The 20,724-nt window shown below is 62.7% G+C and carries 19 protein-coding genes; 10 read left to right on the top strand and 9 right to left on the bottom strand.

All coding sequences use genetic code 11. From position 1 onward, the window contains the following. Positions 1-9: 9 nt before the first annotated feature. Entirely contained in the window at positions 10-1,023 is a 1,014-nt protein-coding gene (gene deoC / locus JL2886_RS09625) for a deoxyribose-phosphate aldolase (protein WP_065271801.1), read from the bottom strand. Between the two features lie 210 nt (positions 1,024-1,233). On the opposite strand from deoC, the gene JL2886_RS09620 reads away from it, so the two are divergent. The 8 genes from JL2886_RS09620 to JL2886_RS09585 all read left to right on the top strand — a co-directional run bounded on the left by JL2886_RS09620 (position 1,234) and on the right by JL2886_RS09585 (position 10,050). Further along, positions 1,234-2,211, top strand: a complete 978-nt coding sequence (locus JL2886_RS09620; protein ID WP_082996047.1) for a metal ABC transporter solute-binding protein, Zn/Mn family — start codon at positions 1,234-1,236, stop codon at positions 2,209-2,211. A 2-nt stretch (positions 2,212-2,213) separates the two neighbouring features. Next, positions 2,214-3,026, top strand: a complete 813-nt coding sequence (locus JL2886_RS09615; RefSeq protein ID WP_082996046.1) for a metal ABC transporter ATP-binding protein — start codon at positions 2,214-2,216, stop codon at positions 3,024-3,026. A gap of 4 nt (positions 3,027-3,030) precedes the next feature. Further along, on the top strand, positions 3,031-4,239 hold the full coding sequence (locus JL2886_RS09610) for a metal ABC transporter permease (RefSeq protein WP_065271799.1): 1,209 nt from the start codon (positions 3,031-3,033) through the stop codon (positions 4,237-4,239). Beyond that, complete coding sequence (locus tag JL2886_RS09605; protein WP_065271798.1) at positions 4,236-5,165, top strand: metal ABC transporter permease; 930 nt, start codon at positions 4,236-4,238, stop codon at positions 5,163-5,165. Before JL2886_RS09610 ends, JL2886_RS09605 begins: the two co-directional genes overlap by 4 nt. Before the next feature lie 65 nt (positions 5,166-5,230). Next, entirely contained in the window at positions 5,231-7,150 is a 1,920-nt protein-coding gene (mutL, locus tag JL2886_RS09600; RefSeq protein WP_065271797.1) for a DNA mismatch repair endonuclease MutL, read from the top strand. After that, positions 7,150-8,370: a DNA recombination protein RmuC gene (locus tag JL2886_RS09595; protein WP_082996045.1), complete on the top strand. Its 1,221-nt coding sequence runs from the start codon at positions 7,150-7,152 to the stop codon at positions 8,368-8,370. Before mutL ends, JL2886_RS09595 begins: the two co-directional genes overlap by 1 nt. After that, complete coding sequence (locus JL2886_RS09590; protein ID WP_065271796.1) at positions 8,367-9,692, top strand: adenylate/guanylate cyclase domain-containing protein; 1,326 nt, start codon at positions 8,367-8,369, stop codon at positions 9,690-9,692. Before JL2886_RS09595 ends, JL2886_RS09590 begins: the two co-directional genes overlap by 4 nt. Before the next feature lie 34 nt (positions 9,693-9,726). Further along, a complete protein-coding gene (locus tag JL2886_RS09585; RefSeq protein ID WP_065271795.1) occupies positions 9,727-10,050 on the top strand; it encodes a DUF3775 domain-containing protein in 324 nt (107 codons plus the stop codon). Positions 10,051-10,114: 64 nt separating this feature from the next. On the opposite strand, the gene JL2886_RS09580 is transcribed toward JL2886_RS09585, so the two are convergent. The 5 genes from JL2886_RS09580 to JL2886_RS09560 all read right to left on the bottom strand — a co-directional run bounded on the left by JL2886_RS09580 (position 10,115) and on the right by JL2886_RS09560 (position 13,931). Beyond that, positions 10,115-11,257, bottom strand: coding sequence for a saccharopine dehydrogenase family protein (locus JL2886_RS09580; protein WP_065271794.1), 1,143 nt, complete (start codon positions 11,255-11,257; stop codon positions 10,115-10,117). Positions 11,258-11,270: 13 nt separating this feature from the next. Beyond that, the gene (locus JL2886_RS09575) at positions 11,271-11,519 is read right to left on the bottom strand and encodes a SemiSWEET family sugar transporter (RefSeq protein WP_065271793.1); all 249 of its coding nucleotides are present in this window, start codon (positions 11,517-11,519) and stop codon (positions 11,271-11,273) included. Then, entirely contained in the window at positions 11,519-12,571 is a 1,053-nt protein-coding gene (locus JL2886_RS09570) for a saccharopine dehydrogenase (protein ID WP_065271792.1), read from the bottom strand. The genes JL2886_RS09575 and JL2886_RS09570 overlap by 1 nt, the downstream gene beginning before the upstream one ends. 25 nt (positions 12,572-12,596) lie before the next feature. Beyond that, entirely contained in the window at positions 12,597-13,211 is a 615-nt protein-coding gene (locus JL2886_RS09565; RefSeq protein WP_065271791.1) for a glutathione S-transferase family protein, read from the bottom strand. Positions 13,212-13,277: 66 nt separating this feature from the next. Beyond that, positions 13,278-13,931, bottom strand: a complete 654-nt coding sequence (locus JL2886_RS09560) for a histidine phosphatase family protein (RefSeq protein ID WP_065271790.1) — start codon at positions 13,929-13,931, stop codon at positions 13,278-13,280. 244 nt (positions 13,932-14,175) lie between these two features. On the opposite strand from JL2886_RS09560, the gene JL2886_RS09555 reads away from it, so the two are divergent. Next, complete coding sequence (locus JL2886_RS09555; RefSeq protein ID WP_065273620.1) at positions 14,176-15,369, top strand: hydantoinase/carbamoylase family amidase; 1,194 nt, start codon at positions 14,176-14,178, stop codon at positions 15,367-15,369. Between the two features lie 56 nt (positions 15,370-15,425). Here JL2886_RS09555 and JL2886_RS09550 read toward each other — a convergent pair whose 3' ends face one another. The 3 genes from JL2886_RS09550 to JL2886_RS09540 form a co-directional block, all read right to left on the bottom strand. Continuing rightward, positions 15,426-15,680 (bottom strand): WGR domain-containing protein, encoded by a 255-nt coding sequence (locus JL2886_RS09550; RefSeq protein WP_065271789.1) that lies wholly within the window; start codon positions 15,678-15,680, stop codon positions 15,426-15,428. A gap of 133 nt (positions 15,681-15,813) precedes the next feature. Beyond that, positions 15,814-16,518, bottom strand: coding sequence for a response regulator transcription factor (locus JL2886_RS09545; protein ID WP_065271788.1), 705 nt, complete (start codon positions 16,516-16,518; stop codon positions 15,814-15,816). Then, entirely contained in the window at positions 16,515-18,416 is a 1,902-nt protein-coding gene (locus tag JL2886_RS09540) for a PAS-domain containing protein (RefSeq protein WP_065271787.1), read from the bottom strand. Before JL2886_RS09540 ends, JL2886_RS09545 begins: the two co-directional genes overlap by 4 nt. Positions 18,417-18,710: 294 nt before the next feature. Between JL2886_RS09540 and JL2886_RS09535 the strand changes: the two genes are divergently transcribed. Continuing rightward, a complete protein-coding gene (locus tag JL2886_RS09535; RefSeq protein WP_065271786.1) occupies positions 18,711-20,684 on the top strand; it encodes an AMP-binding protein in 1,974 nt (657 codons plus the stop codon). The last annotated feature ends 40 nt before the right edge of the window (positions 20,685-20,724 follow it).

The following is a 20,724-nucleotide window of genomic DNA, read 5'->3' as shown; positions in this document are numbered from 1 at the left end:
CAGCACTCCTCAGCCCATCGCGTGGCGGTAGCCCGCGGAATAGGCGCCGGTGACATGGTGTTCGAGCTGGCGTTCGATATCTCCCAGCAGGGAAGAGGCGCCAAAGCGGAACAGGTCGGGCTGCAGCCAGCGGTCGCCCAACTCCTCCTTGATCAGCGATAGGTAGACCAGCGCATCCTTGGCCTTGGAAATACCGCCAGCGGGTTTATAGCCAACGCGGTAGCCGGTGCGTTCGTGATAGTCGCGGATGGCGCGGATCATCACAAGGCTGACGGGCAGGGTGGCATTGACGCTTTCCTTGCCGGTAGAGGTCTTGATGAAATCGGCGCCCGCCATCATGCAGATCATCGAGGCGCGCGCCACGTTGCGCAAGGATCCCAGCTCTCCGGTGGCAAGGATCGCCTTCACATGGGCATCGCCGCAAGCGGCGCGGAAGGCTTTCATCTCATCATAAAGCGCCTGCCAGTTGCCACTCAGAACGTGGCGGCGCGAGATCACGATGTCGATCTCATGGGCGCCCGCCTTGACGCTTTCCTCAATCTCGGCAACGCGCAGATGGAAGGGCGACAGCCCAGCCGGAAACCCGGTGGAGACCGCTGCGACCGGAATGCTGGTGCCCTTGAGCGCGGCAACCGCCGGGGCGATCATGTCGTGGTAGACGCAAACGGCGCCGGTGGTGATATCCGGGGTGCCAAGCGCCTGTAGAATGTCCGCGCGCACTGGCTGGCGCGCCTTGGCGCACAGGCGGCGCACCCGCCCCGCGGTATCATCGCCGGAAAGCGTGGTCAGGTCGATGCAGGTGATGGCCTTCAGCAGCCAGGCGGCCTGATACTCTTTCTTGACGCTACGGCGTCCGGGCAGCGTCGCACAACGCCGCTCAATCGCCGAAGTATTGGCCTGCAGGCCAAGCGCCCAGTCCAGATCCAGCTCCATGCCGGGATTGCGCGGCTCACCGACCTGCGGCAGCTGCGCGTCGCCCGCGGCATTGGCCCGAGTGCTTTGCGCGGAGATGTGGCTTTCCATTGCGGGGATCCTCACCAAAGTTCTGCGCGAAAGTCGCACGGGTGCGGCATCTTGGCAAGCAAGCCGCCTGCTTTCTGTGCAGTAAATTGACCATTTGGAAAAACCGGCTTCCTTTGTTGAGAATAATTCGCATTTACATTGACAGTTTTGAGAATCGTTCTCATATTGCCTTCAACACCGGCCTGAAAACCGGCATGAAGGAGAACGAGGATGAGAGTTTCGCTCAATGGCCTGATGCGGCTTGCGCTATTGCTGGTACTGCCGCTGACACTGGCCTTTGCGGCGGGTCGCGCCGTGGCCGAGGCACCGCTGAAAATCGTAGCCACCACGGGCATGATCGCGGATGCCGCGCGCCAGGTCGGCGGTGATGCGGTTGAGGTGCGCGCCCTGATGGGGCCGGGGGTCGATCCCCACGCCTACCGGCAGACGCGGTCGGATATCGTGGCGATGACCCGGGCGGATCTGGTGCTGTATCACGGTCTCTACCTTGAGGCGCAGATGGAAAGCTTCCTGCACGATCTGTCCCGCAAGCGGACTGTGGTCGCGGTGGCCGAAGGTCTGCCAAAGGATCTCTTGCGGGCCCATGACGATTACGAGAACAAGTTCGATCCGCATGTCTGGATGACGCCGAACCTGTGGAAACGGGTGGTGATGGATATCGCCGCGGTGCTGAGCGAAGCCCGCCCGGCCGAGGCCCAAACCTTTGTGGCCAATGCTCAGGCACATCTGGCGGATCTGGACCGGTTGATCGCCTACGCGAGCAAAACGCTGGAAACCGTGCCGGAAAACAACCGGGTGCTGGTCACCGCACATGATGCCTTTGGCTATTTTGGCCGCGATTTCGGCTTCGAGGTGCTGGGCATTCAAGGCATCTCGACCCAATCCGAAGCGGGTCTGAATCGGATCGGTGAACTGGTCGATCTGCTGGTTGAGCGCAAAATCTCGGCGGTCTTTGTCGAAAGTTCGGTGTCGGACCGTTCCATGCGCGCCCTGATCGAAGGTGCGGCGGCGCAGGGCCACGAGGTGCAGATCGGGGGCGAGCTGTTCTCGGACGCGATGGGCGCCGATGGCAGCTATGAGGGCACCTATCTGGGTATGCTGGACCACAACGTGACCACCATCGCCGGGGCGCTGGGCGCAGATGTGCCAGAGCGCGGCATGGACGGCAAACTGTCGGCGGGGCTTTGATCATGACACAGACGGTTGAACTTGTGCGCGACGCCGGAGGGGACATCGCATCGACTTCCCCGGAAAACAGCCCGCTGGCCATTCGCGGCCTCACCGTTACCTACGGAGAGAAACCCGCTGTCTTCAGTGTCGACATGACGGTCGAGCCGGGCAAGATGACGGCCATCATCGGACCCAACGGGGCGGGTAAATCGACCCTTTTGAAATCCGCACTTGGGATCGTGCCGCCGGTGTCCGGCCGGGTGCAGGTCTTTGGCCGCCCATTGGAGGCAATGCGCGCCCGCATCGCCTATGTGCCGCAGCGCGCCAGCATCGACTGGGACTTCCCGACCCGTGTTATCGACGTAGTGATGATGGGGCTCTATCGTGAACTTGGCCTCTTGGGCCGGATCCGGGGTCATCACCGGACCGTGGCGCGCGATTGTCTGGATCGGGTCGGCATGGGCGATTTCGCCGACCGCCAGATCGGCCAGCTTTCGGGCGGCCAGCAGCAGCGGGTGTTCCTGGCCCGCGCACTGGCGCAGGATGCGGACCTGTACCTGCTGGATGAACCCTTTGCCGGGGTCGATGCGGCGACAGAAAAGGCCATCATCACCGTCCTGAAATCCCTGCGCGCGGCAGGTAAGACGGTTGTGGTGGTGCACCACGATCTGGCCACCGTCGCGGAATATTTCGACAATGTCTTCCTGATCAATACGCGTAAGGTCGCCGAAGGTCCGGTCGCCGAGGCCTTTACCGCGGAAACCCTGCAGGCCGCCTATGGCGGGCGCCTCGCGACGGCGCAGATCGATCAGCTGGCGGCGGCAAAGGTCTGATCCCATGTTGATGGACGCGCTTTTCCTGCAATTGGGCTATAACGCCACGCTGGTCTCCCTTGGGGCGGCCCTTTTGGGCGGCGCAGCGGGTATCACTGGCACCTTCCTGTTCCTGCGCAAACGGGCGCTGGTCAGCGATGCGGTCAGCCATGCAACCCTGCCCGGTGTTGCCATTGCCTTTTTGGTGATGGTGTTCCTGGGCGGTGACGGGCGCAACCTGGCCGGGCTGCTGCTCGGGTCTGCCCTGTCGGCGGCGCTGGGCCTCTGGTGCATGAACTGGCTGACCCGCAACACCCGTCTGGCCGAGGATGCTGCCATCGGCGCAGTCCTGTCTGTATTCTTCGGGTTGGGGATCGTGCTGTTGACGGTGATCCAGACGCTGGGCGTGGGACGGCAGGCGGGGCTTGAGGGCTTCCTTCTGGGATCGACCGCCGGCATGCTGTTCAGCGATGCGATGATCATCGCCGCAGGCAGTGCAGCGGCCCTGCTGGTGATCCTCCTGACGCGGCGACCGATGATGATGGTGGCCTTTGACCCCGAATATGCCGCTGCGCGCGGCCTGCCGGTGCACCGCATCGACCTTTTGATGATGGGACTGGTCATGGCGGTGACCGTGGTGGGGCTAAAGATCGTCGGCCTGATCCTGATCGTCGCCCTGCTGATCATCCCCGCCGTCACCGCCCGTTTCTGGACTGAGCGTTCGGATCGTGTCGTGGTCTATGCGGGGCTGGCAGGCGGTGCCTCTGCCTATGTCGGCGCAGCGATTTCCGCCTCGGCGCCCAACCTGCCGACCGGGCCGATCATCGTGCTGGTCAGTTTTGTGCTCTTTGCCCTGTCTCTGCTTTTCGCCCCCGGGCGCGGCGTGTTGGCGGCGGTGCTGCGCCACCAGCGGTTCCAGCGCCGGGTGCATCTGCGGCAGGGATTGCTGGCGCTGGCGCAGGGGCAACCGATCTACGAACCGCTGACCCTGCGGCTGTTGCGCCGCGCTGGATTGGTGCGCGCCGACGGAGTGGCCACCGACAAGGGACGCGCCCGCGCCGCCAAGGCCTTGCGCGACGAAAAACGCTGGGAACTGGTGCGCAGCGATCTGGCGCATGAGGCCGCCGCTGCGCTCTATGACGGGCTGCGCGAGATCGAGACCGTGCTGACCCGCGATCAGATCAGCGAAATCGACCGCCGCATCGGCGGCCCGCAGGAGGTTCCCGCAGGATGATGGGCTCTGAATTCGTTCCCCTTTCGCTGACGCCGCTGCTGATCGGTACATTTGCCGCCGTGGCCTGCGCGCTGCCGGGCAATTTCCTGCTGCTGCGCCGACAGGCCCTGATCGGGGATGCCATCAGCCATGTGGTGTTGCCGGGCATCGTGGTGGCCTTCCTGCTGACCGGAGCGATTGCGGCCGGGCCGATGCTGCTGGGCGCGGCGGGTGCAGCCGTCACCGCCGTCATCCTGATCGAGGCGGTGCGCCGTCTGGGCCGGATTGAGCCGGGCGCGGCCATGGGGGTGATCTTTACCACCATGTTTGCCGCCGGTGTGCTGCTGCTGGAACAGACCGATACCTCCACCGTGCATCTGGACGTGGAACATGCGCTTTATGGCAACCTCGAAAGTCTGATCTGGCTGGATGCTACCGGCTGGTCCTCTCTCTGGGATGCCGAGGCGCTGCGCTATCTGCCGCCGGAGCTGCCCCGCATGGGGCTGACACTGCTGGGCGTGGTGGCCTTCATCGCGCTGTTCTGGCGGGCGTTGAAAATCTCGACCTTCGATGAAGGGTTTGCCCGTACACTGGGGATCCGTACCAATCTGCTGGGGCTGGCGCTGGTGATCACTGCTGCAGTGGCGGCGGTCGCGGCCTTTGATGCGGTGGGGTCGATCATCGTCATCGCCATGTTTATCTGCCCGCCCGCCGCGGCACGGATGATGACCAACCGGCTGGAGGCGCAGATCGGCTGGAGCGTCGTTTTTGCGGTGCTGTCGGCGGTGCTTGGCTATGTTCTGGCGGGCTATGGGCCGCTGTGGCTGGGCGGTACGGATGCGGTCAGCGCGGCGGGCATGATCGCTGCCGTCTCGGGCATGATCCTGGCGGTGACGGCCCGGTTCGGCCCTTGTCGCCGTCGCGCGGGGGCGCCTGCCGGAGGGTAATCCGCCGCTGCCTCGCGCGCTTTGCGGGTGGCAGAATCGAAGGGCTCCATGCTAAATTTTGCGGTATGAGCAGCCCAGACCCCCAAATCCGCGACAATTCCCGCCCCGTTATCCGGCAGCTGGAGGACAGCGCCATCAACCGGATCGCGGCGGGTGAGGTGATTGAACGCCCCGCTTCGGCCGTGAAGGAATTGGTGGAGAACGCCATCGACGCAGGCGCCACGCGGATCACGGTGGAGATTGCCGATGGCGGCAAGACCCTGATCCGGGTCACCGATGATGGCTGCGGCATGACGCCCGAGGATCTGCCGCTGGCCCTGTCGCGTCACGCGACCTCGAAGATCGACGGATCGGACCTGCTCAACATCCATACCTTCGGCTTCCGGGGCGAGGCGCTGCCCAGCCTGGGCGCCGTGGGACGCCTAACCATCACCAGCCGCGCCGCAGGCAATGATGCGGCGCAGATCCGCGTTGCAGGCGGCGGCATGGAGCCGGTGAAACCCGCCGCCCTGCGCGCGGGTACAGTGGTCGAGCTGCGCGATCTGTTCTACGCCACCCCGGCGCGGCTGAAATTCATGCGCACAGACCGGGCCGAGGCGCAGGCGATCGGCGATGTGATCAAGCGCCTCGCCATGGCCGAACCCTCTGTTGGCTTCACCCTGCGGGATGTATCCGGCGGCGGCGAGGGGCGCGTCACCTTCCGCGCCGATCCCCTGTCTGGCGATCTGTTCGATGCGCTGCACGGGCGGCTTGGCTCGGTGCTGGGGCGGGAGTTTGCCGAAAACGCGCTGAAGATCGACGCCACCCGCGAAGGTTTGCGGCTTTATGGCTACGCGGCGCTGCCGACTTATTCCCGCGGCGCGGCGGTGGCGCAGTTCCTCTTTGTGAACACGCGTCCGGTGAAGGACAAGATGCTGACCGGCGCCCTGCGTGCGGCCTATTTCGATTTCCTCAGCCGGGACCGCCATCCGGTGGCGGCGCTGTTCATCGATTGCGATCCGACCCTGGTCGATGTGAACGTGCATCCCGCCAAATCTGAGGTCCGCTTCCGCGATCCCGGGCTTGCCCGAGGGCTGATCGTCTCGGCTCTGCGGCACGCACTGGCCGAGGCTGGGCATCGCGCCTCCACCACCGTGGCCGGGGCGACGCTGGGCGCCATGCGCCCCGAACAGGCCACCCCGCAGTCGGCGCCATATGTCTACCAGATGGACCGCCCGTCGATGGGCGCCCGCACGGCCGCCTATAGCGCGCAGCGACCGGATTACGTGCCGGTGCCGCCCTATCAGCCCTCTCCGCCGCCGCAGAGCCAAGGCTTTGCCGAGATGCGCAGCGCCTTCAGCGGGCAGACCATCGAAGAGCCCGTGCAGCCCGCAGAACCGGGCATGCAGGAGGCGCAGGCCGAGGCCCTGCCATTGGGCGCAGCGCGCGGCCAGGTGCATGAAAACTACATCATCGCCCAGACTTCCGATGGCATGGTGATCGTCGATCAGCACGCCGCGCACGAGCGGCTGGTCTATGAAAAGCTGAAGCGTCAGATGGGTGAAAACGGTGTCGCGGCGCAGGCGCTGCTGATCCCGGAAATCGTCGAACTCTCCGACAATGACTGCGCCCGCTTGCTGGCGGTGGCGGATGAGCTGGGTAAATTCGGTCTTGGCATCGAGGCCTTTGGTGGCAACGCCGTGGCGGTGCGGGAAACCCCTGCAATCCTCGGAGAGGTCAACGCCGAGGCCATGGTGAAGGACATCCTGGACGAGCTGGACGATCAGGGCGAAAGCCAGCTGGTTCAGGCAAGGCTGGAGGCGATCCTGAGCCGGGTGGCCTGCCATGGTTCGATCCGATCCGGGCGGCGGATGCGCGGCGAAGAGATGAATGCCCTGCTGCGAGAAATGGAGGCAACGCCCCATTCCGGCCAGTGCAACCATGGCCGCCCCACCTATGTGGAGCTGAAACTGGCCGATATCGAACGTCTGTTCGGACGCACGTGATGGACAGCGTGGAGGAGGCCTTGGCAGCCATGGATCAGGTCGGGCCGCTGGCCCTGATGGCGGGCGGCTTTGCGGCGCTGCTGATCCTGTTGCTGTTCCTCTCCATGCGCGCCTCGGCCCGCGCGGCCTCGGCGGTGGCGCCGATTGCGCAGCAGATGGAGTATCTGGGACAGTCCGTGCAGCAGCTGCGCGGCGGTTTGCAGCATGTGTCGGATATGCAGGCCAACGCGCAGGTGCAGATGGTGCAGACGGTGGAGGCACGGCTGACGGATGTGCAGCAGCATATGAACGATAGGCTGGCCGACAATGCCCTGCGTCAGGCCCGCGCCATGGCCGAGATGCAGGAACGCATGCAGGAAAGCCTGCACGGCAGCGCCAAACGCACGGTGACCTCTCTGACGCAGTTGCAGGAGCGGCTGGCGACCATCGACAAGGCGCAGGACAATATCACCAAACTGTCGGGCGATGTGCTGAGCCTTCAGGATATCCTGTCGAACAAGCAGACCCGGGGCGCCTTTGGTGAGATCCAGCTGAACGACATCGTCTCAAAGGCACTGCCTGCGGATGCCTATACGCTGCAGGCGACGCTCAGCAACGGCAAGCGTGCCGATTGTCTGGTGCATCTGCCGAATCCGCCGGGGCCGATCGTGATCGACAGCAAATTCCCGCTCGAACCCTATGAGGCGCTGCGCCGGGCCGAAACCCAGGACGAGCTGGCCTATGCGGCGCGGCAGATGAAAACGGCCTTGCGGGCGCATATCCGGGCGATATCCGAGAAGTACATCATTGAGGGCGAAACCGCCGATGGTGCGATCCTGTTCCTGCCTTCCGAAGCGGTCTATGCCGAGCTGCACGCCAATTTCACCGGCGTGGTGCGCGAAGGGTTTGCGGCGAAGGTCTGGATCGTCTCGCCCACCACCTGCATGGCGACGCTGAACACCATGCGCGCGATCCTAAAGGACGCTCGCATGCGCGAACAGGCGGGGGCCATCCGCAGTGAGCTGGGCCTCTTGCACCGCGATGTGGAACGGCTGGGAGAGCGCGTCGTCAATCTGGATCGGCATTTTGCGCAAGCGGCCAAGGACGTCGCCGAGATCAAGATCAGCGCTGATAAGGCCGGGCGCCGGGCGCAGCGACTCGACAACTTCGACTTTGAAGAGATCGACCAGGGGGCGGATCCAACCGGGACCGTGGTCCCGCTGGAGCATCCAGAGAGATGAGGGGCAGCGCAGCGGACCGGGAGTTGTGGCGACAGGCTGAGGTGGAGGCCGAGCGCGTCGTCTCAGTTCTGCGGATCGGGGTGTCGCTGGGGCTGTTGCTGATCTTCTTTCTCACCGTCTGGGACAATGTTGAAACGGTGGAAAGCTACCTGCGTCGGCAATGGCTCTTTGCACTGGCAACCATGTTTTCCTACCTGCTGCTGGGACTGTTCACCCTATGGCGCGCGCGCCGGGGGATGTTTCGCGGCTGGATGATCTGGACCGGCGTGACCTTGGACTGCGCCTTCCTTCTGGTGAATGCCTGGGTGGGGCTTGAGAATACATCCCTGCCGGGGGGCGTGACCTTCCTGCTGCCACCGATCTGGCTGGTACCGGGGGTGCTGGCCTTTGCGGTTCTCCGGTTCAATCCGTATCTGCAAGCTTATACGGTGCTTCTGATCGTGACGGGCCTGTCCCTGATGGTCTTCTGGCAGCCCGAACAGGTGCCGGTGCAGGCAGCGGAGCGGGCACTGTTCCTATTGTCCTTGCCCCCTAATATCATCCGCATTTCCATGATTGCCTTGGCCGGCATTGTTCTTGTCGTGGCCGCCTACCGGATGCGTGGGCTTTTGCACCGCTCGATCACCGAGGCGCAGGCGCGCACCAATCTGACCCGCTACCTGCCCGCCCAGTTGGCCGGTCGCCTCGCGGGCGGCGGGCTGGAGGAGTTACGACAGGGGCAGCGGCAGCAAATGGCGGTCCTGTTCATCGACATCCGCAGGTTCACCAGCTGGTCCGAGGGGCGCGATCCGCAGGAGGTCAGCGCCTATATCACCGAATTCCGCCGCCGGGTGCAGCGGGCTGCGGCGTGCAGCAACGGCTTGATCGACAAATACATCGGCGATGCCGCGATGATCCTGTTCGAAGGTGAGGAAGGGGCGCAGCGAGCGCTCGATTGCGCCGGGGCGCTGGATGAAGAACTGCAGCGCTGGACGGCCTTGCGTCTGGAGGCGGGGGAAGGGCCTGTCGAGGCGGGGATCGGCCTGCACTGGGGCGAGGTCTTTTCCGGGGTGGTCGGCAATGCCGAGCGTTTGGAATACAGCGTCTTTGGCGATACAGTGAATATCGCGGCGCGGCTGGAGCAGCTCACACGGCAGGCAGATGCCCGGATCATAGCCTCTGCCGCCCTGTTTGACGCCGCCGGAGCAAAGCCCGCGCGCGACGGCTGGATTGCCCTGCCACCGGTGCATCTGCGCGGGCGCAGCAGCGGGCTCGACATCTTCGGATGGGGACAAGGCGGCTTTGCCCCAGATCAAAGACCCGGAGGGGACACTGCTGTCTGATACCGGGAGAACCGCGAACAGCAGGAGACGAACAATGTTGGAGATTTCCGCCCGCAAGGTCGCCCAGGTGGCGATGATGGCCCGGGAACTGGACCGGGCCGAAGGGGAGCTGCGCGCCTTTATCGACCGGATGAGCGTCGATGAGCAGGCCGAACTGACCGCGATCATGTGGATCGGTCGCGGCAGTTTCGAGGCGGAAGAGCTGTCAGAGGCGCTTGCGACGGCTCGCAGCGAAGCCACCACCCCGACCGCCGATTACCTTATCGGAACGCCGCATCTGGCCGACAATATTGAGGCCGGGCTGGAGGCCATCGGTGTGGATGTCGGTGATATCGAAGACGATGTGATCGGTCGCTGAAGGGCGCCTCACAAAAAAAAAGACCCGCCTGAGCGGGTCTTTTGTGTTGGCAGAGCTGTTTGGTTCAGCCTGCGTGGTCGATGATTTCCAGATGCTGGGCCAGCTTGCCGATCTCGCCCATCCATTTTTCGATCAGCTTGGGATCGCTGGGGGCGGCGTGAACGCCGGCCGGGATCTGGCGGTTCATCACGGCCTCGATGGCAAAGCTGACCGGATAGGACACAAGGCGCGCCATGGCGGTGCTGCGCTCGTCGCCCCAGGCATCCATCACATAGGTCTTGTGCCAAACGACCTTGCCGTCCTTTTCCGCCTTCAGGCTGACGCAGAGCACGACCCGGTCCGCTTCACCTTCGTCATAGGCGTTTTCGTCCCAGAACTGGTCGGACATCTCTTTCAGGCGGGCATCGCCTGCTTCGCCTTCCAGGGTCTCGACTTCCTTGAAGACATCGGCCCAGGCCTCGGACCAGCCGTTGAGGCGCAGGGTGCCGCGCACGAATTCCTTCACCGGCCAGGCCTCTTCGAACTCGTATTGCGCCATGAAGGGCAGCGAGTCGCGGTTCGGGTAGACCTCAAAGCTTTCAGGCGTGGGCAGCGGCGCGTCATAGCTGCTGATCGCATCCCATGGCCGGTCCACGCGCAGCTCGGAATAATCCCGCACCGACCGCGAGGGTGAACGCAGCGCCTTCAGCACGCCGAGCGGTGACCAGCTGAATTTATAGCGGAATGGGTTCGGGGTCTTCGGAATGCCACCGCAGTAAGAGATAAAGCTGATGTGGTTCTCGGCATCATAGGCGTCCGATGCCTTGTAATCCTGCACAAGCGCGTGGGCCATCAGGTGGTCGATGCCGGGATCAAGGCCGACCTCGTTCACCAGGGCCACGCCTGCTTCGCGCGCCTTGTCATCCAGCGCGCGCATTTCCGGCGCAATGTAGGAGGAGGACACGAAATGGGCGCCTTTGGAGATCGCCAGTTCGGCCAGCTCCACGTGCCAGTCGCCAGGCAGCATTGAGACGACAACGTCCTCCGGGCTCAGCATCTGGGCCAGGTTGGCGATGGAAAAGGCGTGAATGTTGGTGGTCAGATCGCCCACCGCTTCGCGCGCCTTTTCGGGGGTGCGGTTCCACACCGCAACGTCATGGCCCGCCTCCAGAAGGCGGCGCAGGCCGGGGATGGCCGACAGGCCGGTTCCGCACCAGTGGATGGTCATGAGTGGTACTCCCTTATTTGTATTTCAGTTTGGCCAGAACGATGCTGATCACGATCAGCAAGGCACAGAAGTTGGCCAGGATCAAAGGCATGTCGCCCACCATAAGCCCGTAGATGAGCCAGAGCGAGACGGTGAGAAGAAACATCAGGTTGGCCGCCAGCGACAGGCCCGAGGTGTCCCGCGTGCTCCAGGCGCGCCAAGCCTGGGGGATCCAGCAGATCGTGCCCATCGTGCCGGCCAGATATCCGATGTACAGTTCCATCAGTTGCCCATGTTTTCGTCAAAGGTTGCTTTGGCCCGGCCCCAGACACCGCTGCCGAGATCGCCCAGCGTCAGAAGCGAGGGCAAAAGCTGCTCGGCGTAATCGACCGAGCTTTCGGCGGGCAGCATTGAGGGCAGGTTGTCGATGGCCATCACGTCTAGAACCGGATCCTTGGCCACGCGCAGGGCAGGGGCATCCCAGGTGGTGGCGCGGTCATAGACCGGCACCGGGTTGTAATCGCTGTCCGGATCGCAGGCGACATCGCCGATGGCGGTCAGCTTGCGCGGCTCTGTCAGGGCAGATTGCGGTACAAACACAGGCGTGCCGGGGCGCGCAAAGATGCAGTTGAGGAACAGATCGTGCTCCAGGATTTCCGGGAAGGGACCGCCATTGGCGGTTTCCGCCATGTCCCATTTGGTAACGATGACGCCCATGGTCTCCAGCAGATCCGCCGCGCCAGTGCCAACACGCCCGAGGGCTCCAATCACGATGGCGGTGGGGCGGGGGGCTTTCAGCGCGAACAGCTCGGAGGACAGATCGGCAATCAGCGAATCCTTGTCCTTGAAGACACCAACCGGGCCACAGATTTCGCCGCGCTGCTGAGCGGCCCAGCATTTCAGCGTCACCGCCGCGCCTGCATAGCCGGCCCAATAGCCAAAGGCCGCAACCCTTCGGCCGCTTTCGTCCACCAGATATTCCAGGTCATAAAGCGTGCCGCCACCCTGGCGGAACCGCTCCAGCAACGCCTTGCCCGAGTGCTGACCCTTGAAGGCATGGCCGAACATGATGTGCCTGTGCGGCAGCGGCGTGCCGTCCTCGGGAAGTTCTTTCAGGCCAAAGATGATCGCCTCTGCCGGGGCTGTGGGCCAGCTGTTTTCGGCGGCGATATCGCAGCCTGCATCCACATAGCCCTGCAAGGGGATCGCCCGGACCGAGCTCTTCTCGACCGTGACCTTGATGCCTGCATCGATCAGCGCCTTGGCGCCTTCGGGGGTCAGCCCGACCCGTTCTTCATTCGGGCGCTGCTCGGCCCGTACCCAGAGATGAGTCATTCTCTTGTCGTCCTTCACTCAAATATCAAAGCATGCCCTTGGCGCGGACTGCGCGCACCGAGGGGCGCTGATCCATGGTGGCCATGAAATCCCGGATCTTGGGATAATCCGCAACCGAAACCCCGTCCCCTTCGAGCCAGCTGCACACCACAAACAGATAGCAATCGGCGATACTGATCTCATCACCCAGCACAAAGGGCCCTTTAAGGCCGTTTTCGCTGATGTAGGCGGCAGAGGCGGCCATGGTTTCTGGCACTTTCGCTGTCATGTCCTCAAACGAGGATTGCTGACTGGCCCAACGGCTGCCGCGCATCTTGTGGGCGTGGTTCACGTGCATGGTCGAGGCAAGGTAGTACATCACCTCGCGCATGCGGGCCTTCAGAACCGGGTCTTCGGGGCGCAGGCCTGCGTCGGGAGCAAGATCGGCGATATAGTCCAGCAGAGCGCCGGTTTCGGTCAGGATGCCGCCCTCGACCGCCAGCGCGGGCACACGGCCCTTGGGATTGATCTGCCCATAGGCGGGTTTTGTCTGCTCGGCGCTGGCAAAATCCACATTGACCGCCTCATAGGTGATACCGGCTTCCTCAAGCGCGATGGCCACTGCAATCGAGATCGTGCCGGGAGCATAATAAAGTTGCATCTGTTTCTTCCTTCAATCCTGTCGCGGGCGGTCTGCCCCATGGTCAAATCGTGGTCAAACCTGCGGTCAAAGATGGGTCTGCGCAAAATGGCGGTCGGGTGTTTCCAGATGGGGTACCGCGTTGAACAGTACCGGCGACCAGTGCCCGCCAATGGGGAACAGACGGTGCATCGAGGTATTCATGATCGCGAGCGCCATCCGGGCCATGCCGGTGATTTCGAGCATCATCGCCTGACGCATCGCCATGGAGATCAGCCCGCCCGAGGTCACCACCAATGCCGGACCTTCTCCCGCCGCGATTTCGGACAGGGCCGCTTGGGTGCGAGTTTCAAAATCGCTCCAGCTTTCGGGGGCATCATCGATTTCACCTTCTGCCCAGGCGGCCAGCACCTGCGGCAGGTGGGCAATGAAGCCTTCGCGTTCCTGCGGGATGGCCAGCCCGTGCTGTTTCTCCATCGCCTGGGCGAGGGTGAAATACTCCATCTCGTTGAGACGGGGATCCTGCACCACCTCTTCGGTATATCCCATGCCCGCAGCGGTTTCGATGTGCCGGGTCAGGGTGCCGCAATAGATACGGGGATGGCTGGCGCCGCTGGCGCGCAGATGCTCACCCAGCCAGGCCGCCTGCTGATGGCCCAGATCGCTGAGCCGGTCATAGCTGTGCTCGTCGCGGGCCTCGGTGTTTGCCTGCCCGTGGCGGATCAGCGTGATATGAGACATCGCTTCCGTTCCTCTGATCTTTGGCCTGACTCTTAGGTGAGCAGCCCGCGACATGGAAGGAAGGTTTCAGGGATGGCGCGAAATTTACCGGGTGCCGATTTGGCACGCGTGAAAAAATGCAGGAAAGACGTTCCGGAAAAAGGTTAACAAAATGTGGACATAACGCAAATGATGGAAGATGTAGGTTAACACCCGTTGGAACTGACGGGCCGTACACAAGACCGTGACCAAGGGAGAACCCGGAATGAAGATCAACCCCCAGAGATTCTTGGCGGATCTCCATACGCTGCGCTCGTTCGGGGCCTCCGGGGTCGGGAAAGGTGTGGTTCGTCCGGCCTATACCGCGGTGGACATCGCCGCGCGCCGCTGGCTGGCGAGCCGCATGCAGGAAGCGGGGCTTGAGGTTCGGTTTGACCGGCTTGGCAATCTTTTTGGCATTGCCGGGGAGAAATCCTTGCTGATCGGTTCGCACAGCGACAGCCAGCCCGAAGGCGGGTGGCTGGATGGTGCGCTGGGCGTCATTGCCGGCTTGGAAATTGCCCGCGCCAGCAAAGAGGCCGGAGGGCCGCCGATTTCCGTTGTCAGCTTTCAGGATGAAGAGGGGCGTTTCGGTGTTCTGACCGGATCGGACGTCTGGACCGGGCGGCTGTCGATGGCGGATGCGGATCAGCAGACCGATAACGAGGGGCAGACGCTGCGGGCCGCGCGGCAGCGGATGAAAGAAGGGACGGAAAAACCCGTGCCGACGGATCTGTTCACCGGCTTTCTGGAAATGCATATCGAACAGGGGCCTACCCTGGACACCACCGGTGAAAAGATCGGTGTTGTCACCAATATCGTTGGAATCCGGGATATGCGGATCACCTTTACCGGTCGTCAGAACCATGCGGGCACGACGCCGATGCATCTGCGGCAGGATGCCTTTCAGGCGCTTTCGGCCTTCAACACCCGCCTGAATGAACGGTTTGCCGAGATCGTCACCCCGGCAACCGTCTGGACCCTTGGCCATGTTGCACTGCATCCCAATGCGTCTTCGGTGGTGCCGGGCAGGGTGACCTTCTCCATGCAGTGGCGTGATGCGGAGGCCGCGCGTCTGTTGGAGATGGAACAGATCATCCGTCAGACCTGTGACGAGATCGCAGCGGAACGCGACGTGGAGGTGGAGATGGGACCGGTGATGGGCATCGAACCCGTTGCCATGGATGACCGCATTCAGGCGGCCCTGCGCGCGGCGGCCGAAGATCTGGCGCCGCAGCAATGGCGTGACATGCCGTCGGGGGCGCTGCACGATGCCGCTAATGTGGCGCGGGTCATGCCAACCGGGATGCTCTTTGTGCCGTCAATCGGCGGCATCAGCCACGCCTTTGACGAGGACACGGACGAAGCCGATCTGACGCTGGGGCTGGAAGTTTTGGCCCAGGCGGCCGCGGCCCTGTGAACAGAAATTAAGTGCAGAAACCGGCGGCCTGCGGGTCGCCGGAGTGTGCTGCGTGATCAGTCGGCGGTGGCCTGCGATGCCAGTCCGTCGCGGTTATAGCCGCGTTTGATCATGCGGTTGCGGTGGCTGTCGGCGGCAACCGACGCCTCGCGCAGGTTGCCATAGATGTTGATCACGCTTTGCCCATCGCGCCCTGCGACCCCCCATTCCCGAAGGACGGAAACCTCTGAGAACAGGTTCATCGCCAGTTCGATCCGGTAAAACCGGGAGGGCCGGGATGATGTTTCACGATAGAGAAGACAGGTAGCCATGAGGCGATTCTAATCGCGGTGATTCGGGTCGGCAAGAGAAAGGATGGTGAACCCGCACGGGCCGGGATCACTTTTGCACCGCTGGTTTGTTCCGGTCATCCTGCCGCTTGATGCCGACAGCCGATGACCGGCCTCAGAGCCAGTTCACATCGCCGAGGAAAATATAGCCCGCGCCGTAGATGGTCTTGATCAGGCGGGGGTTCTTGGGATCTTCGCGCAATTTGGTGCGCAGGCGTGACACACGCACATCCATGGCCCGGTCGAAACTGTCCCCGGCAGCCCCGCCCAGTGCCTCCTGCATCTGGGCGCGGGAGATCAGCCGCTTGGGACTGTCCAGAAACAGCCGCAGCACTTCGCCCTCGGCATGGGAAAAGGGCGTTTCGCCGCCGGTTTCATCCTCCAGAACATAGCGGTCGAAATGGGCCGTCCAGCCAGAGAACTGCGCCGAATTCCCGCTTTGCACCTGGGCACGCGGGCCGCCGCGCAGACGGGCGCGGATACGGGCGACGACTTCGGTGGGATCAAAGGGTTTGGTGATGTAATCATCAGCGCCCAGCTCCAACCCGGTCACCCGGTCCTGCACCTGCGCGCGACCGGAAATGATGATCACCGCCGCGCCCTGCTCCAGCGCCAGCCTGTGCACAAGTGTCAGCCCATCGGTGTCGGGCAGCGACAGGTCAACGAGGCAGACATCTGGCGTCACCCGTTTCAAGGAAGCTTCGAATTCGCGCGCCCGGGAAAAACTTTGGGTGCGGAAACCAGCCTCTTCCAGGGTCTCGGTCAGGATCCGGCGGATTTCGGGTTCATCGTCCAGAATGGTGACAAGAGGCGCGGTCATGAAGGGGTCTCCGGTGTGATCAGCGCCGACAGCTGCTGCGTGGTAAAGGGTTTTTGCAGAACAGGCCCGCGTTTCAAAGCCTCCCGATGCATGGCATCGCCCGGGGGCAGCGACGTCATCAGGATGCAGGGCAGGGAGGATCCGGCCAGCCGGTCGACCAGATCGATCCCGGTGGCCTCACCTTCCAGCCGGATGTCGGACAGCACCAGCGCCATGTCCGGAATGTCAGCGGTCAGGGCCGAGGCTTCGTCTACGCTGGTGGCCTCGATCACGGAATAGCCAAGGTCGATCAGCATGTCGCGAAAGGTGGCGCGCAGGCTTTCGCTGTCTTCGACGAGCAGTGCGATCCCGCCCGAGGCATCCGGCGCCAGCCGGTAGGGCAGGCGCAGGGTAACGCTGGCGCCCGAGACCGTATTGGCGATGCGCATGTCGCCGCCTGTAGATTTCGCCATGTCATAAACGGTCGGCAGACCCAGGCCCGAGCCTTCGCTGCCCTTGGTGGTGAAAAACGGGTTCAGCGCCTGTTTCAGCGCCTCGGGGGAAAAGCCGGGACCAGTGTCGCTGACGCTGATTTCCAGCCAGGTTTCTCCGACCGCATGGACGCTGACGGTGATCTGCCCGGTGGTGCCGCAGGCGTCGCGGGCGTTGAAAATAAGGTTCAGCAGCGCGTCCTGCAATTTGCCCGCATCCAGCAGCAGCATCACGTCGGGCGTATTGTCGAGAATGCTGAGGCCGATGCCCTGCGGCAGCGAGGGCGAGGCGAGGATCTTCAGCTCATTGAGCAGCACATGCATGTCGGTGGCCTGCGGGCGCAGGGTGCGCTGGCCTGTCATTTCCCCGATGCGGTTCAGAAGCCGCCCACCCCGCCGTGCCGCTGAAAGGGTGCCCTGGATTAGCTCATCCGCTTCGGGGGGCAGATCCATCTTGGCCAGTTTGCCCTGCATGCCGAGGATGATGGTCAGAAGGTTCGAAAAGTCATGCGCAAGGCCGGAGGTCATCTGCGCCGCCATTTCGCGGCGGCGGGCCTGTTGCAGGGCGACGCGGGCCTGGGTTTCTTCGGTCACATCCATCGACAGGATAAAGACGCCGCCGCTGTTGTCCGGGGTAAAGGCGACGCGGATGCGGCGGCTGCCGTGTTCCTCGGTAAACTCAAAGACCGGGCTGCCACCTTTGTAGGCGGCCATCAGGTGCGGTTCGATCCGGGCAAAGGCGGATGGCCCCAGCGCATCCGAGATATGCATCCCCAGAATGTCCGAGGGACGGCCCGGAAAGACCGAGCTGAGCCGCCGGTTGGTAAAGGAATAATAGCCTTCGCCATCCACGTGGGCGATATGGGCCGGCATCATTTCCGTCGTCAGACGGGTGCGGGCTTCGATCTCGGTGAGCTGGCGTTTGGCCTCTTCCAAGGCGCTGTTGGTGGCGGCCAGTTCGCGGTTTGCTGCCGACAGTTCTTCGGTATGGGCGATCAGACGGTCCGACATTTCCTCGGACCGGGCCCGCAGCAACAGTTCGACCCGTTTTGTCCGGGTGATATCGGTATAGACCGACACCCAGCCCCCCTGCGAAAGTGGTGCCCCCTCGATCGAGATCACCTGCCCGTTGGCGCGGGTGCGTTCCAGATAATGTGGAACAAAGGCAAGCGCTTGTTCGACGCGGGAGTCGACAAATTCGTCGATATCCTCGATTGGGCCGTATTCGCCGCTTTCGGCGATATACCGGATGGTTTCGTCAAAGCGCGCGCCGGGGGTTACCAGCCTGTCCGGTAGGGCGAACATCTCCTTGAACCGACGATTACAGACTGCCAGCCGCAGATCGCTATCGTAGATCGACAGCGCCTGAGCGATCAGGTTGAGCCCGGCGGTCGTCATAGCGGCGCGTTGTTTGTCTGACTGTTTCATATGTTCTCCCGCGCTATGGCTACCACTGTGCGGCGGCGCGGCAAAGAGGTGGTCTGCTGCGGCGTGAGGGCGCGTGGCGCATTTTGCCGGTCTCGGTGTCGCGGTAAATCTGCGGTGGTTGAGGGGATGTGAAACAGGCCGGAACACAATCCTGTGATCCTGTTACAATTCGTAAGAATTGGGAAAACATCAGGAAAAAGTTGACGCACTACCATCAGACAGGTCCTAATCGGGATCAGAATCGCGGAACAGCGATCATCCGGCCAGGGGAGGCCGGAAAGGGAGGAGATAAAATTGGCTCAGACGCAGTCGGGCGCCGCAGGACTATTGTCTCTGCCGGCGCTGCTTGAACGTAACGCCACGGAATTCGCTAATCAGCCGGCTTACCGGGAAAAGGAATTCGGAATCTGGCAGTGCTGGACCTGGGTGGAAATCGCCAAGGAGATCGAAGCACTGGCGCTTGGCCTGATCAACCTAGGCATCAAGGAAGGCGATTTCATCGCCATCATTGGGCGCAACCGCCCCTACCTTTACTGGTCGATGGTTGCGGCGCAGTCCGTCGGCGCCATTCCGGTGCCGGTCTACAACGACTCTGCCGCCGAGGAACTGGCCTATGTGCTGGATCATTGCGGCGCCCGCTATGTGATCGCCGAAGACCAGGAACAGGTCGACAAGGTGATCGAGATTCAGGAGCAGCTGCACCAGCTGGAGCATGTGATCTATCTGGATCCGCGCGGCATGCGGAAATACGACCACCATGCCTTGCACCAGTACAGCCACGTGCAGGAGCAGGGCCGCGCCGCCTATGACGAATGGATCCCGGATCTGAAGGCGCGCAAGGCCAAGCTGACCTACGACAGCACCTGTGTGATGCTTTATACTTCGGGGACGACGGGCAAGCCAAAAGGCGTTGTCCTGTCCAACCGCAACGTGATCGAAAGCGCCAAGAACTCGGCTGATTTCGATAAGCTGACCCGCAACGAGAACATCCTTTCCTACCTGCCGATGGCCTGGGTTGGGGACTTCATCTTCTCGATCGGTCAGGCCTACTGGTGCGGCTTCTGCGTGAACTGCCCGGAAAGCCAGGACACCATGATGACGGACCTGCGGGAAATCGGTCCGACTTATTTCTTTGCTCCGCCGCGCGTCTTCGAAGGTCAGCTGACCAGCGTCATGATCCGGATGGAAGATGCAGGTCCGCTGAAGCGCAAGATGTTCCACCACTTCCTGGCCCACGCCAAGAAGGTCGGCGGCGACATCCTGGACGGCAGGCCCGTGGGGCTGATGGACCGGCTGAAGTACAAGCTGGGTGACATTCTGGTCTACGGTCCGCTGAAAGATACCCTTGGCTATGGCCGCATCCGTGTCGGATACACCGCCGGTGAAGCCATCGGCCCGGAAATCTTCGATTTCTATCGCTCGCTGGGGATCAACCTCAAACAGCTTTATGGTCAGACCGAGGCCACCGTTTTCATCACCGTGCAGCCCGATGGCGAAGTGCGGGCCGATACGGTTGGCGTTCCGGCGCCGGATGTGGAGATCCGCATTGACGACAATGGCGAGATCTTCTACCGCTCGCCCGGCGTTTTCGTGGAGTATTACAAGAACGCGGAATCCACCGCTTCGACCAAGGATCCTGAAGGCTGGGTCGCGACTGGCGATGCGGGCTTTATCGAAAACGATACGGGCCACCTGCGCATCATCGACCGGGCCAAGGATGTTGGCAAAATGGCCAGCGGTGCAATGTTTGCTCCGAAATATGTCGAGAACAAACTGAAGTTCTACCCCGACATCCTTGAGGCCGTGCTCTTTGGTAATGGCAAGGATCGTTGCGTGGCTTTCATCAACATCGACCTGACTGCCGTAGGCAACTGGGCCGAGCGCAACAACATTGCCTATGCCTCTTATCAGGAACTGGCCGGCCACCCGAAGGTTCTGGAGAGCATCCGGGAGCATGTAGAAGAGGTGAACAAATCCGTTGCCGCCGACGAAATGCTGTCTGGCTGTCAGGTGCATCGCTTTGTCGTGCTGCACAAGGAGTTGGACGCGGATGACGGTGAGATGACCCGTACCCGCAAGGTGCGCCGCCGCATCGTCGAGGACAAGTTCGCCGACATCATCACCGCGCTTTATGACGGCTCGGATCAGGTCTCGACCACCACCGAAGTTACCTATGAGGACGGCCGCAAGGGCGCGATCAGCGCCACGCTGAGCATCGTCGATGCCAAGGTGGTTCCGGTGACACCGCAGCAGGTGGCCGCAGAATGATCCGCGCGACAAAGACAGGCAGCCAGAAAAAGGGGCTGGG

Origin of the sequence: Phaeobacter gallaeciensis, from assembly GCF_001678945.1 — a bacterium.
In the GTDB taxonomy this organism is placed as follows: Bacteria; Pseudomonadota; Alphaproteobacteria; order Rhodobacterales; family Rhodobacteraceae; genus Phycobacter; species Phycobacter gallaeciensis_A.
Note: the sequence above shows the minus strand (reverse complement) of the source record. Positions and strands in the feature narration are given on the sequence as shown.

Excerpts from the sequence above, each read along its gene's own strand:
- deoC (WP_065271801.1), bottom strand. The coding sequence starts at position 1,023 with ATGGAAAGCCACATCTCCGCGCAAAGCACTCGGGCCAATGCCGCGGGC.
- JL2886_RS09620 (WP_082996047.1), top strand. The coding sequence starts at position 1,234 with ATGAGAGTTTCGCTCAATGGCCTGATGCGGCTTGCGCTATTGCTGGTA.
- JL2886_RS09615 (WP_082996046.1), top strand. The coding sequence starts at position 2,214 with ATGACACAGACGGTTGAACTTGTGCGCGACGCCGGAGGGGACATCGCA.
- JL2886_RS09610 (WP_065271799.1), top strand. The coding sequence starts at position 3,031 with ATGTTGATGGACGCGCTTTTCCTGCAATTGGGCTATAACGCCACGCTG.
- JL2886_RS09605 (WP_065271798.1), top strand. The coding sequence starts at position 4,236 with ATGATGGGCTCTGAATTCGTTCCCCTTTCGCTGACGCCGCTGCTGATC.
- mutL (WP_065271797.1), top strand. The coding sequence starts at position 5,231 with ATGAGCAGCCCAGACCCCCAAATCCGCGACAATTCCCGCCCCGTTATC.
- JL2886_RS09595 (WP_082996045.1), top strand. The coding sequence starts at position 7,150 with ATGGACAGCGTGGAGGAGGCCTTGGCAGCCATGGATCAGGTCGGGCCG.
- JL2886_RS09590 (WP_065271796.1), top strand. The coding sequence starts at position 8,367 with ATGAGGGGCAGCGCAGCGGACCGGGAGTTGTGGCGACAGGCTGAGGTG.
- JL2886_RS09585 (WP_065271795.1), top strand. The coding sequence starts at position 9,727 with ATGTTGGAGATTTCCGCCCGCAAGGTCGCCCAGGTGGCGATGATGGCC.
- JL2886_RS09580 (WP_065271794.1), bottom strand. The coding sequence starts at position 11,257 with ATGACCATCCACTGGTGCGGAACCGGCCTGTCGGCCATCCCCGGCCTG.
- JL2886_RS09575 (WP_065271793.1), bottom strand. The coding sequence starts at position 11,519 with ATGGAACTGTACATCGGATATCTGGCCGGCACGATGGGCACGATCTGC.
- JL2886_RS09570 (WP_065271792.1), bottom strand. The coding sequence starts at position 12,571 with ATGACTCATCTCTGGGTACGGGCCGAGCAGCGCCCGAATGAAGAACGG.
- JL2886_RS09565 (WP_065271791.1), bottom strand. The coding sequence starts at position 13,211 with ATGCAACTTTATTATGCTCCCGGCACGATCTCGATTGCAGTGGCCATC.
- JL2886_RS09560 (WP_065271790.1), bottom strand. The coding sequence starts at position 13,931 with ATGTCTCATATCACGCTGATCCGCCACGGGCAGGCAAACACCGAGGCC.
- JL2886_RS09555 (WP_065273620.1), top strand. The coding sequence starts at position 14,176 with ATGAAGATCAACCCCCAGAGATTCTTGGCGGATCTCCATACGCTGCGC.
- JL2886_RS09550 (WP_065271789.1), bottom strand. The coding sequence starts at position 15,680 with ATGGCTACCTGTCTTCTCTATCGTGAAACATCATCCCGGCCCTCCCGG.
- JL2886_RS09545 (WP_065271788.1), bottom strand. The coding sequence starts at position 16,518 with ATGACCGCGCCTCTTGTCACCATTCTGGACGATGAACCCGAAATCCGC.
- JL2886_RS09540 (WP_065271787.1), bottom strand. The coding sequence starts at position 18,416 with ATGAAACAGTCAGACAAACAACGCGCCGCTATGACGACCGCCGGGCTC.